Source organism: Vibrio coralliirubri, assembly GCF_024347375.1.
Taxonomy (GTDB): Bacteria; Pseudomonadota; Gammaproteobacteria; order Enterobacterales; family Vibrionaceae; genus Vibrio; species Vibrio coralliirubri.
This window is the reverse complement of sequence record NZ_AP025470.1, coordinates 2549988-2562162: the sequence shown is the minus strand read 5'-3', so window position 1 is coordinate 2562162 and position 12175 is coordinate 2549988. Positions and strand designations below refer to the sequence as shown.

15 protein-coding genes are annotated in these 12175 nt (G+C 44.3%); 13 read left to right on the top strand and 2 right to left on the bottom strand.

The features are described from left to right. The first annotated feature begins 24 nt into the window (after positions 1-24). Together OCV20_RS11660 and OCV20_RS11655 are read left to right on the top strand one after the other, a co-directional pair. Positions 25-396, top strand: coding sequence for a hypothetical protein (locus OCV20_RS11660; RefSeq protein WP_170964679.1), 372 nt, complete (start codon positions 25-27; stop codon positions 394-396). A gap of 20 nt (positions 397-416) precedes the next feature. Further along, positions 417-1853, top strand: a complete 1437-nt coding sequence (locus OCV20_RS11655) for a DUF4832 domain-containing protein (protein ID WP_086775056.1) — start codon at positions 417-419, stop codon at positions 1851-1853. Between the two features lie 19 nt (positions 1854-1872). On the opposite strand, the gene OCV20_RS11650 is transcribed toward OCV20_RS11655, so the two are convergent. Then, complete coding sequence (locus OCV20_RS11650; RefSeq protein ID WP_086775055.1) at positions 1873-2211, bottom strand: hypothetical protein; 339 nt, start codon at positions 2209-2211, stop codon at positions 1873-1875. A 236-nt stretch (positions 2212-2447) separates the two neighbouring features. Here OCV20_RS11650 and OCV20_RS11645 point away from each other — a divergent pair, with 236 nt between their 5' ends. The 5 genes from OCV20_RS11645 to OCV20_RS11625 all read left to right on the top strand — a co-directional run bounded on the left by OCV20_RS11645 (position 2448) and on the right by OCV20_RS11625 (position 5669). Then, positions 2448-3281: an AraC family transcriptional regulator gene (locus OCV20_RS11645; protein ID WP_050650324.1), complete on the top strand. Its 834-nt coding sequence runs from the start codon at positions 2448-2450 to the stop codon at positions 3279-3281. 104 nt (positions 3282-3385) lie between these two features. After that, positions 3386-4114, top strand: coding sequence for an AzlC family ABC transporter permease (locus OCV20_RS11640; protein WP_086775054.1), 729 nt, complete (start codon positions 3386-3388; stop codon positions 4112-4114). Positions 4115-4116: 2 nt separating this feature from the next. After that, positions 4117-4446 carry an AzlD domain-containing protein gene (locus tag OCV20_RS11635; RefSeq protein WP_086775053.1) on the top strand — a complete coding sequence of 110 codons (330 nt, stop codon included), beginning with the start codon at positions 4117-4119 and terminating at the stop codon, positions 4444-4446. 62 nt (positions 4447-4508) lie between these two features. Continuing rightward, on the top strand, positions 4509-4814 hold the full coding sequence (locus OCV20_RS11630; RefSeq protein WP_086775052.1) for an NIPSNAP family protein: 306 nt from the start codon (positions 4509-4511) through the stop codon (positions 4812-4814). Positions 4815-4895: 81 nt separating this feature from the next. Further along, positions 4896-5669, top strand: coding sequence for a ribonuclease H1 domain-containing protein (locus OCV20_RS11625; RefSeq protein WP_050652361.1), 774 nt, complete (start codon positions 4896-4898; stop codon positions 5667-5669). A 194-nt stretch (positions 5670-5863) separates the two neighbouring features. On the opposite strand, the gene OCV20_RS11620 is transcribed toward OCV20_RS11625, so the two are convergent. Next, positions 5864-7012, bottom strand: coding sequence for a glycosyltransferase family 4 protein (locus tag OCV20_RS11620; protein WP_086775051.1), 1149 nt, complete (start codon positions 7010-7012; stop codon positions 5864-5866). Between the two features lie 316 nt (positions 7013-7328). Here OCV20_RS11620 and OCV20_RS11615 point away from each other — a divergent pair, with 316 nt between their 5' ends. From OCV20_RS11615 to OCV20_RS11590, 6 genes are all read left to right on the top strand, one after another. Next, positions 7329-8255: a glycosyltransferase family 2 protein gene (locus OCV20_RS11615; RefSeq protein ID WP_086775050.1), complete on the top strand. Its 927-nt coding sequence runs from the start codon at positions 7329-7331 to the stop codon at positions 8253-8255. Positions 8256-8271: 16 nt separating this feature from the next. Further along, positions 8272-9708: a lipopolysaccharide biosynthesis protein gene (locus OCV20_RS11610; protein WP_086775049.1), complete on the top strand. Its 1437-nt coding sequence runs from the start codon at positions 8272-8274 to the stop codon at positions 9706-9708. A gap of 102 nt (positions 9709-9810) precedes the next feature. Beyond that, complete coding sequence (locus OCV20_RS11605; protein WP_086775048.1) at positions 9811-10164, top strand: hypothetical protein; 354 nt, start codon at positions 9811-9813, stop codon at positions 10162-10164. Between the two features lie 108 nt (positions 10165-10272). Beyond that, positions 10273-10887 carry a LysE family translocator gene (locus OCV20_RS11600; RefSeq protein ID WP_050649453.1) on the top strand — a complete coding sequence of 205 codons (615 nt, stop codon included), beginning with the start codon at positions 10273-10275 and terminating at the stop codon, positions 10885-10887. A gap of 36 nt (positions 10888-10923) precedes the next feature. Further along, positions 10924-11700, top strand: coding sequence for a phosphotransferase family protein (locus tag OCV20_RS11595; protein ID WP_086775047.1), 777 nt, complete (start codon positions 10924-10926; stop codon positions 11698-11700). A 39-nt stretch (positions 11701-11739) separates the two neighbouring features. Beyond that, complete coding sequence (locus OCV20_RS11590; RefSeq protein ID WP_086775046.1) at positions 11740-12174, top strand: GNAT family N-acetyltransferase; 435 nt, start codon at positions 11740-11742, stop codon at positions 12172-12174. Position 12175 lies beyond the last annotated feature (1 nt).

Sequence of the window (12175 nt, the reverse complement as noted above, 5' to 3'; positions counted from 1 at the left end):
GATGAGCCTAATAAGAGCCGGGCAGTGACTCAATTTTACCGAGTTTTACAGCAAGAAACGCAACAAAGCTTGAGTGAAGAACAAAGGCAAGCTATTGAAAAAGCAGTTAATCAAGTTGGCTTAGTCGCAAAACATTCCGTTGATATCCGTAAAAGCTTTCCTTGGTTTGGCAAGCGCTACTATGTCGTGCTGTTGAGTGGGCGTGATCGCCGTACAGCAGAGCGTCAAGGTGAGTCTAAATGGTTAGTCTATGCTACAACGGTATTACTAACTACCTTTGTCCTTGCGGGGGGGATGCTCGCTCTACTGGCATTGTATTTGTTAAAGTCTGCACTGGGTATCGATCTGTTCGAGAGCTTTTCACTAGGTATATGGGACTGGTTTCAATCACTATAAGGGTTGAACTCGAGTGATAAATGATAGGAAATAAACAAGTGAAAAAAGTCATTAACTGGCAGTGCTCATGGCTATACCTATTATCGTTAGTATTCTTTGTTACCTCATACGCCTATGCTGACGAAGTAGGGGATAAAGTGACGTCAATCACGGCACTCAATACACCTATCTCTAATCCAGGTATGGGGGTTGAAACGTTTCACGACGGGTGGGGTACCGTATTAACTCTTGAGCAATATCCTGTCTCGGGAATGGGATACTACCGGTATTATTGGAGTGAGCTTGAGCCAAGCGAAGGTGAATACAACTTTTCTCTCATTGATGACTTGCTTGAACAGAATGCCAAGCAATCAAAGCGAGTAGCTTTGCGTTTTATGACACTTGATGAACCATTCTCAGGAACAAAAATTCCACAATGGCTCATCGATAAAGGTATCGAAGGGCAGTGGGTTGAAAATGGAAAAACTTTCGTAGCCGATCTCGATGACCCAACTTATTTATACTATGTAGAAAAATTACTTAGTGCTTATGGGCAACGTTACGATAATGACTCGCGGCTTGCTCAGATTGACATAGGTATGGTGGGTTCTTGGGGAGAGTGGCACAACAGCAACTTTCCAGAGCTTGAACCACTATTTAGTAGGTATTCAGAACATCAGTTAAATAAGTTCGTTGATCTGCACTTTTCAGCATTCCCAAATACTGCAAAATTAATGCTTATCAACGGGGGGGATTCTTTCGCATACGCAATAGAAAAAGGTTCTGGCTGGCGTGCCGATTGCTGGGGTGACTGGCATAACTTTTCCCCTACTTGGAGTCACATGAACGATGACTACCCGTATCGAATTCAACAAGCAAACTCGCAAACACCAATATTTGATACGGCTTGGCAGCACCAGCCGGTTAGTTTTGAAGTCTGTGGTGACATGCATGGTTGGCTAGCCACACAACATTACACAAGAGCTCAAGTGGCTGCCTCATTAGACTGGGCGATTAATCAGCATGCGAGTAGCCTAAACTTGAAATCGAAGCCAATCCCCGAACAGTACCGCGATTTGTTAGATAATGCGTTGCTAAAAATTGGATATCGCTTTCGAGTCGATACGATTCGTCATTCAGCTTACCTGTCGATGGGGAAAAACCTCTCTCTGGAAGCTCATATTTTTAACGATGGAGTGGCACCAACATACCAACCTTATTATGCGTATTATCGATTAGTAAACAGCAACGGTCAGGTGGTTTCGTTTGCAAAAGATAGTACAAGTAGCGAAGCTTGGCTCCCTGGGGATTATAAATCTATTGCGAACTTTTCATTGCCGATAGGGCTGAATGTCGGTCGTTATTATATCGAAATAGCTGTGAGTGAAAGTCGCGATAGTGAGCCTTTGAATTTGGCCAATACGGGGAAGCAGCCGGATGGCTGGTATCGGCTAAGTGAAGTTATCATTGAAGAGTAGTGACAATAATGAGCCTACACTAGTTCGCAGGCAACACAACCGCAGATGCATCTTCCTCTGAATCTTCTTTGTCTTCTACTTGGTCAGCAACCCAATCAATTGTCTTTGTTAGATAAAGCTTATTGGTTTCGGTGTCACACCAACTCTTGGATAATCCTCTTCGATTGAATTCACTGCCAATTGCTGCGAGAGTCTGGTTACTTGAGCGCCCGTAATACAAGGTGTCGCACAGTTGCAGGTTCGACATGGATTGAGGATACGTATTGACCGACGAGGAGTTCATGCTCAGTGCTTTTGATTGGTTATGAGTGCATCCTGTTAGGCTCAGGAAAAAGAAAAGGATCAGTGTATTTTTCATGTTGTATCAGGTCTGTTGCCGATGATTTGAAGACAGTATTGGCATGTATGATTAAATTATTGTCAATTTTTCGCCAACTAGTTATAGACCAAGACTTTCCTCCCAGTTAGAAAGCGTTATTAAGCCAACGACAAAAACGGTATTAACAAACAAAAACGCAATTTTGTACAAAAGCTTAAAGAGACTATAGAGTAGACTGATAAGTCGCTCGATAATCCACAGGCTTGGGAATTGTTATGGAGAACAAGAAACACTCTAAAGAAAAGGCCGAATATAAGATAACCGAAGAGCTCGGTGGCCTTGAAATTCTTAATGCTGAATACGAAAAGCAGAACTTCTCGCGCCACAGCCACGAGGGCTACACGCTGGGAGTCATCGAGCAGGGCGCTCAGCGTTTCTATCGAACGGGCGGGCATCATATTGCGCCACAAAATGCGATTATTCTGGTCAATGCCGACGAAGTTCATAGCGGTCACTCCGCTACTGAAGGCGGTTGGGCGTATCGAGCCATGTATCCACTCCCAGAGCAACTTGCCAAGATCACTCAAGAGCTTAACCTACCCAATTACGGCGCGCCTTACTTCCCAAGAGCGGTTGTTGAAGACCCTGAACTCGCTAATCAATTGAGGTTGGTCTTTAACACGATCGATGAATCCGACAATCGCCTGTTAAGAGAGACATTGATGTATGGGATGTTGGTTAAGCTGATTAGCCGACATGGAAAATCGCCGCTTAACCCCCAACTTGATGGGAAAACTCAGCGCCAACTTGTCTTAGTGAAAGAGTTTTTAGATGACTTTCCACAAGCCGATGTGTCCTTAGAAGAGTTGTCTAAACTGGCGGCTTTAAGCCCGTTCCATTTAGTGCGTTCTTTCCAAAAAGAGTTTGGTCTTCCGCCACATGCGTATCAAATCCAATCTCGGTTAAGACTTTCTCGTAAGTTATTGAAACAAGGACATACCATTTCAGATACAGCGCAAGAGTGTGGTTTTCACGACCAAAGCCATTTTCATCGACACTTCAAAAAAGCCAATGGCTACACGCCGGGGCAATACATCAAAATGCTCTAAATCGGACACCTTAATTCGTTCGCGAAATCGAGCAAGTTTGTACAATCGAACCGACTCAACTCTTCTTACATTGAATAGCGAATGTGAAGAGACAAAAGAATGATATGGATAGTAAAAAAATGGATAGACGAACACAGTTATGGAAAGGCGTTTTAGCGGGAATGCCCTTGAGCATTGCGGTAATCCCTTGGGGAATTCTTGCGGGCTCATATGCGATAGATGCTGGATTGAATCAACTTCAAGCGCAAGCGATGTCGGCTATTTTGTTTGCTGGCTCAGCGCAACTTGTCGCCGCGGGTATGTTCAAAGCGGGTATTGGTTTAGGCACCATGTTGTTGACCACACTGTTCATCACGTCTAGACACTTTCTGTATAGCGTATCGATGCGTGACAAAATCAGCTATCTTCCTGCGAGTTGGCGTCTATTACTCGGATTTTGGCTCACCGATGAGCTGTTCGCGATTTGTAGTGGGCAGTCTCAGAAAGAATTTAATCGCTGGTATGCTGCGGGTGTAGGCGGTGGTTTTTATCTTGTTTGGAATATCGCGAGTTTCGTTGGCATTGTCGCGGGAAGTCAAATTCCTTCGCTTAATGAGATTGGGCTCGATTTCGCGGTCGCAGCAACCTTTATCGCCTTGGTATTCCCATTAATCCGAACTCTACCCGTCGTGGTGTGTGTGGTTGTTTCACTGGTCACTTCGGTTGCCATGTCGGTTAACAATATTGAGGGCGGGCTAATGATTGCAGCGATTGCCGGTATGTTAGCGGGCTTTTTCAGTGAATCGTTCCAAGAGCGAAACAACGGTAACAAGACAATCGTGGAGGGGAAATAGAGATGATTTGGTTAACGATATTCCTCATGACTGCGATTGTTTTCTTTAGTCGGTATCTGTTTCTTGAGCCTGCAATCCCGCTTCGACTCAATCAAACCGCAAGGCGCCTATTACGCTATTCAAGCCCCGCGGTGTTGACTGCGATTTGGGGGCCGATTGTATTTGCTCCTGAACAAACATTTTGGCCAAGCCTTGAGAACCCATACTTGATAGGCGCGGTGGTCACAGGTCTGTTGATTTGGAAAACAGGCAATGTGCTGCTAACGATCGGCGTCAGCATGGCGGTGTTTTTGTCCTATAACCTTGTCGCGGTTGATTACCTTTTCTCGTGAGCTTCAACTTCAATGTCAACTTAGGCTTTGTGTTTCTCCTATTATTTAAGGGCTGTATAAATATGATTACTTGTTATGTTCGATATGTGATTGATCCTAAAAAGGTAAATGAGTTCGAGACATACGCAAAAATGTGGATTCCTCTGGTCGCTAAATTTGGAGGTCAACACAATGGTTATTTCTTACCGTCGGAAGGGGCGAACAATATTGCATTGGCGTTGTTTACCTTTGAAAGTCTGGCTGCCTACGAAGAATATCGGGTTAAGTCGCTGAGCGATGCTGAGTGTATTAAAGCGTTTGAATTTGCAGACGAAGTTGATTGCATTCTGAGTTATGAACGCAGCTTTTTTAGACCTGTTTTAGAGTGATAGACCTTGCAACGTATAGCGTGGTGGCATCTAATGTACTGATTCACTGTTTGTGTATTTAGGTTTTGGTAAGGAGTTAGTTTGGCTAAGAAATATTATGTGGTTTGGAAAGGTCGTACACCGGGTATTTTTACCACTTGGAATGAGTGTAAATCCCAAGTCGATGGCTTTGCTGGTGCGAGATATAAATCGTTTCCAACACTAGACGAGGCTGAGTCTGCTTTCGGTGGTAAAACGTCGTCTGCGTCAGGTTCTACTGCGACAAAGCCAAGCTCTGCGGGTAAGTCGACGAAAGCTAAGGTGCCGCCTCTTTCGGAGCAGCAAATCACAGATATGCCTTTTGATATCAAGATCTTTACCGATGGTGCGTGTGAACCAAACCCTGGTGAAGCAGGGACGGGGTTAGCGGTATACCAAAACAACCAATTAACCGAATTGTGGTATGGCTTGTATCAACCTGTTGGTACCAATAATACCGCTGAGTTGCATGGCCTTAAACAGGCGTTTTTGCTCGCAAAAGAGAAGCTAAACGCGGGTCTCTCTGTAGCGATCTATTGTGACTCTAAGTACTCGATAGATTGTATTACTAAGTGGGCAACGGGTTGGGAGAAAAAGGGCTGGACTAAGTCTGGCGGCGAGATCAAAAACCTCGATATTATTAAGCCGGCGTATGCGCTCTACCAAGAGCTGGCTTCAAAAATTACCATCTACCATGTGAACGGACACGTTGGTATTGAAGGTAACGAATTAGCCGATAGAATGTCGATTGTGGCTATTTCATCGAAAGAGCAACAACTCGCTCAATATCGTGATATCGAAGATATTGAGTCTATTTTGGCACTGCGAGCAGGCTAGCTAGGCTTCTTAATAAAAAGCTAATGAAAGTTACTGAAAGCATAAGTCGCCATCATTAGGCAGTGCTAGACGAGCGTTACATTTCAAATGGATGTAGCGCTCTTTTGTTTTTGTGGTGCTCCGTTTTCTTATGGTGCTTAGTCGTTCTTGTGAGGCGTAGCAGTCCTTGTGATGCTTACTGCCTGAGTTAATCCTTATTGAGCTGGGTTCTCTATCCAACGAGATAATTGCTGAGCTTGTTTTATCGAATTAAAACTGTCTTTCACTCTCTCACGCGCCTTTAAACCCATCGATGCTTTATCGTTGCTGCTTAGCTGCGCGAAACGCTCAATTGCTTCTCTTAATTCCTCTACGTTCTTTTCGCTAACCACAAAACCTGTCTCTGGTGATACGATCTCTTTGCATCCCATTATGTTGGTGGTAATGACGGGTGTCCCCACGGCCATCGCTTCTTTTAAAACCAGTGGTCCTGTATCTACACACCCAGTTTCGGAAAAACAGAAGGGCGCGATTAGGCTGTCATAGTTCGATAGTTTTCCTTTGACCCACTCGTGAGGTTTCGCGCCAAGAAAGGTCACGTTTCGAGTGAGCCCTTGCTCTTTGACCTGTAACTTTAATTGTTGCTCTAAATCGCCAGTACCGATGATATCGAGATGAATGTCGAGAGGTTCGGCAATCGGCGCCAATGCATCAATAAGATGGTGGATACCTTTTTGCTCCACTAATCGGCCAAGGAAAACAAAGCGAAGTTGTTTAGTTTCGGTTTTTGGGTTGAGTTGGAATTGTTTGGTATTAACTCCGCAATGCAAGAGTTTAATGTTTCCTTTCGCCATGGTGTTGAAGTCAGCAAGCATGTCTTTACACACTGCAACCACAAAATCACTCGATGAAATCTTATGTTCAATGTCATAAGCGAACTCGTAAACATCATGACCGTGAGCAACGAACGAACAGGTGATATTCAGCAGCTTTGCCGCGACGATGGCGTGAGCTGTGGTGTGCTGACAGAAGTGCGCATGAACGTGTTCGACGTCGTTTTCCGCGAGTTGCAGCGCTAATTTAAACCCATAAGCGAACAGTGACTTTTTGGGCATGCTGGTTTGCTTAGAAATAAATGAGACAGCCTTGATGAACCCTATCCAGTTAATGCTGGCGACTTTACCCATCCGAACATTTTTGCCTATTTCGACAATGTCGTAGTCGAACTGTTTTTCGCTGTTTTCAATTTTGAACGTCATTACACAAACATCGTGCCCACACGTTTTCACTGAGTCGACTTCTGTTTGAATGAAGGTCTCACTGAGTACTGGGTAGGTTGGCGCCACAAATGCTACTTTCTTCATTCCTTACTCCTCAAATCCATATGACTAAAGCTATCAAGCCAAGGTAATAACCAATCAAGCAAGATACGAACCAAGATCGAATCGTAGCTTTGGAGGGCTTTCTGATTGCTTTTCGAAGGTTACCCCTTAAGAGGTAACTCGTTTTCTCAAATTGATAATCAAATTGGAGTTGCAGTTTTTTTGAACATCTGTGTTTGGTCGTCATTTTGAGAATGGACGCGTAGGTGGCTGATCTAGATGTGATTTCATAGCAAGACACTCTCGGCATAGAACATGCAACGTCAGCCATATAAAGGATAAATCTGAGGGCGTCATTATGGCTAAAGTAAGTGTTGTTATTCCTACCTACAATTGTTTGGATTACCTGCCGAAAGCGATTGGCAGTGTACTAAAGCAGACTCATCAAGATGTTGAGCTGATTGTCATTGACGATAACAGCAACGATGGAACGTCGACGTATCTTGCTTCTATAGACGATGAACGCATTATTACGTTGTCCACATTGGGTGTTGGTGCGCCTCAAGCGAGAAACCTAGGGATTGAAAAGGCGACCGGTGAATACATCGCTTTTTTAGACGCGGACGACTTCTGGTTTCCAGAAAAAATTGAGCGCCAACTCGAATTTCATCAACGATACCCAAAACTTGCGATGAGCTTTACTAACTACGAACACCTGACTGAAGATTACCAAGCGATAGTCGATTGCTTTAGTTACTGGTCGCAGTTTCAAGACCAAGACGAGCTGTTCATCAATATCGAAAACCCGCTGGAGTTCATCATTGAAAACAATGTGATTGGAACATCAACGGTCATGGTGAAAGCGGATGTGTTTTCTCAAACAGACAGTTTCAATGCTGACATCAAGTATGGGGAAGATTGGGAACTGTGGCTTCGAATGAGTGAAAACCATCAGATTGGTGTGTTGAACTCGGTGCAGGTTGGCTACTTGATGAGAGCGAGCTCCGTTACCCAAACTGAAAGTCTTAAACTGAGAAATTTGCAGTCTATAGAGACCATTCTTCAACATTATCAAAATGACAGTCAACGATGGAATCTACCCACTTCCAGCTTCAAAATCGCAAAGGCGAGAATACTGGAAGGTTACGCTGACTATTATCGAGGCTTACAAAAAAACCGATTGGCCATCTCATACAGTATCCGCTCGTTAGTTTTGGCTCCGCAAAAACGAACGTTACGACATCTTCTTGGAGACTGTAAGAGTTTCCTAATGCCTGCATTGTAAGGAATAGGTGTCTGCTATGGGGTCACTAAAACAGTCCGCCTATTACGCCATTGGCATTGTGATGATGAAAGGGATATCGCTCGTGATGATCCCCTATATCACCCATAAGATGACGTTGGTTGAATATGGTTCTTTAGAAGCTATTGTCTTACTGGCTGACATCGGGACGATCTTATTTAGTTTTGGCATTGTTGAGGCCATGTATCGGTATGTTGGCGTCGCTGAGGGCGAAGAAAAGAGAAAGCTTGTCTCGAACTGTTTCACGTTGAGTGTCTTGGTCTGTGTGCTTGGAGGGGCTTTAATTGCTCTTAGTATGCCGCTGTTGTTGCTGATGCTTCCTGTCGAGTTCCAACCCTATCAGATCCTACTTCTGTTAATACCGACCATGTTAGATGGTGCGATTTCTATCCCGCTCACATTGATGCGAATGAATGCGATGGCTAAGCGCTTTTGCATGCTCAATGTAATGAAGGCGAGTGTGCAAGCTGCTATGACGTTTGTACTGCTTGAAGCAGGTTATGGCATCAATGGTGTACTCATATCTGCCGCTGTTTCGAGTGTGTTGTTGATGCTGTGTTTACTGCGTTACCAATGGCAGGAGATGGGCTCATTTGGCAGCCTCAAATACTCCGCTAAGATCCTGAAATTTGGATTGCCCACGTTAGTTGGTGGCGCTTCAATATATATGATTACAGGGCTAGACCGCTGGGTGATGGCAAGCTTTGTTGGTGTTGAAGAACTTGCGATTTATGCGGTCAGTGGCAAGTTTGCGTTGCTTCTTGGTTTGCTACTGCAGCCTTATGCTCTGTGGTGGTTTCCAAATCGAGTGGCCATGTTACAACAACCTGATGGTAAGAAAGAGTGTGCGGACAGAGCGCTTGTCGGCGTTAATCTGGCCATTGTGTTGGGGTGTTTGATGATCCTCACTGTACCTGGTTTTATTACTTTGATTCTGCCAAGCAGTTATCAATATGCAGGTACGATTGTCGTAGCACTCTTGGCGATTAGTGTGATTAAAAACGCTGGGGATTACCTAAACCTTGGTTGTTTCAGCGGTCACTCAAGCCAATCGCAAATGTGGATACAAGGCGGGTGTGCGATTCTAGCTGCGATTGGTTATTTTGTTGTGACACCGATTTATGGAGTGTGGGGCGTTGTGATGGTGCTTTGCAGTACTTACGCCGTGAGACTGTCACTGCTTTATATCGTGAGTCAAAAGATGGAGTACTTGCCTTATGATCATCGTAAATGGATGGCAGCGCTGAGTGTTGCCATACTTGCCATCATTTGTGATCGAGTGCTTGGCTTGGTGTTGGTTGATGTTCATGATTTTGTTTTAGGCAGTTTTGTGGCGATAGTGACGTTAGTGGCCTTCATTCGATACTCTGTTATCCCAGTTCCACAGGCGCTTCTCGATAAGTTGATGTTAGGCAAGCATTCACATGTGAGTTGAATTCGTGTCACCCAAGCACTGGGCTTTCTAATCGGCACTCTTAAATATAATAAAACACTGTTCACAATGGTTTGAATTAGATAGTATTTATAAATTCAGTGAATGCTAACGATGGAGGTATATATGAATAAGTGGATGCTGCTCCTTTCTCTGTTTTCAGCGGCTTCATACAGCGCCTCTGATTTTTCAAGTGAGGGTATTGCTGTTCCCGACTTCAATTCACCGGATTTCAAGCCACCTGAAGTTTCTCAGCAGGAACAACAAAACATCGTTTGTGAAAGCGTAGTCTGCAATTCAACATCTGCACGTCAGCCCGTTCCTGTTGTTGGTGAAGTGCCCGATAGAGAGCCTAATCAAACCATCGAAACCCTTGCGAGTGCCATTTACATAGTGGGCGAAATGGGGATTGCAGAAAACTTATCGACACCAGAATACGAGAAATTTTTTGAGAATTAGTTGAAAGGATACGACACTAGGATTGGTACTGGTTTTAATAGCTGCTATAAAGGTCATATTTCATTCAATGATACGACAACCTTGGCATATTGAGACTAGGAAATACCAATGGAAATATGGAAGTTGCTGCTGTTTATCCCCGCTTGTTTTGCGCTCAACATGACTCCGGGCCCAAACAATTTGTTATCAATGAACAACGCCCGTTGTTACGGATTTCAGGCCGCCTTTGTCGCAGGCCTAGGAAGAATCCTCGCTTTTTCTGGCATGATTGCTTTGGCTGCATCTGGCTTAGCGGTTGTGCTTTACACCTCTGAAACGTTGTTTTTCATGATTAAGCTATTTGGCGCGATGTACCTGTTATGGATCGCGTTCAACCTATGGCGCTCACAAGCTAGCCCGGTCGCGGATATCGAACGAAATAAGAATTGGTTTGGTCTGGTTAAACAAGAATTTGCACTCGCTGCTGGTAATCCAAAAGCGATACTCATTTTCACTGCATTCCTTCCTCAATTTGTCGATGTTTCAGCGAACGTAAATACTCAATTCTTTGTTTTAGGAAGCACGTTTCTTGTATTAGAAATGCTTGCGATTTCTATCTATGCGGCGTTTGGTTTATATCTACGAAGTTGGTTTTCAAAACCTCAAATGGCCAAGCGCTTTAATAAAGCATGTTCTGTGTTTCTTGCCTTATCTGGTGCGAATTTGCTGGTAAGCCGTCAGTAGGGTTCGTTCTGCTGTTTACATGGATAGAAGGATGCTATGAGTAATCAAGACCTTTCACAAATGGGCGCTGCGCAGGTTTCTTTAACTCAGCGTAATGGAATTCCTTGTATACATAAACAAGGGGCTGGCGAGGTTGAAGTCGCTTTTTACCAACACGCAGCGCAGTATCTTGATGGAGTGAATACGCCTCGACTTCTTGCGGCCGATGGTTGTGAGCTTTTTCTCGAATACATACCTAATTCGGTTTGTCTTACCGAGCTACAAACGACAAGTGCCGTATTTCAGCAGCTTGCTAGTATTCACAGTTCTCAATATCGACCAACATTCGAAGTTAAGCACCATCAATGGAGTTCAGATGACACCACATCGGCTTTATCTTCCCTACAGTTGCCTCAAGTTACGCAAGACAGTCTTAAGTACATTCAATCGCAGAGTGATGCTCTTTTTAATCATGACACGTTAATTTCGGGTGACTCCAATGAAGGAAATTGGGGAAGAAGAGATAACGGTCAACTCGTGTTATTTGATTGGGAGAGGTTTGGCTTTGGTAGCCCCGCGATAGACTTGGCGCCACTCGTCTTTCAAATGGGTACTCTGAAAGATTATGAGCTGATTGTTGAACAGTATCTTTGCCATAACACCCTGATTCCGCGTGAAGAATTAATAAAGCAATTGATCATCGCTAAAAGCTGGATCGTAATAGAAGTCACGAATATATTAGTCGGTCGTAACAACCCACAAGCTTCCAAGTACATCAATTGGTTTGGAGAGCAATTGCCAACTTGGTTGGCTTCAGTTGAAGGTCAGTTGTAGCTGAATCGCGGTTGTAGGTATTCTATTTAAGGTCGATGTATGAATGTTGTTTGTGCGGAAAAACAAGAACTGGCTGATATCTACCAGCTTGAACATGCTTTGTTTGGCGATCACGCCTATCCGTTGTTTTTCTTTCGTCAGGCATTTGATTGCTGGGGGAAGGGCTTGTTGGTGGCGAAACAGGATTCGCAGGTTGCGGGCTACGTGTTAATGACGCCAACCGACAAACAACAAGAGTATTGGGTGTTGTCACTGGCTGTTGATACCGCTTACCGAGGCATGGGAATTGGCCGTTCATTGATGCAGCAGGCGATAGGAACCTTGCCCCAAGATTCCAAGCTGTTGCTTACTGTTGATCCAAATAACAACTCGGCTTGTGAGCTGTACTTGTCGATGGGGTTCGTCACCATCAAGGAAGAGAGCAATTATTTCGGTGACGATGAGCCTCGTCTGGTCATGCAGCTCATCGTCTAGT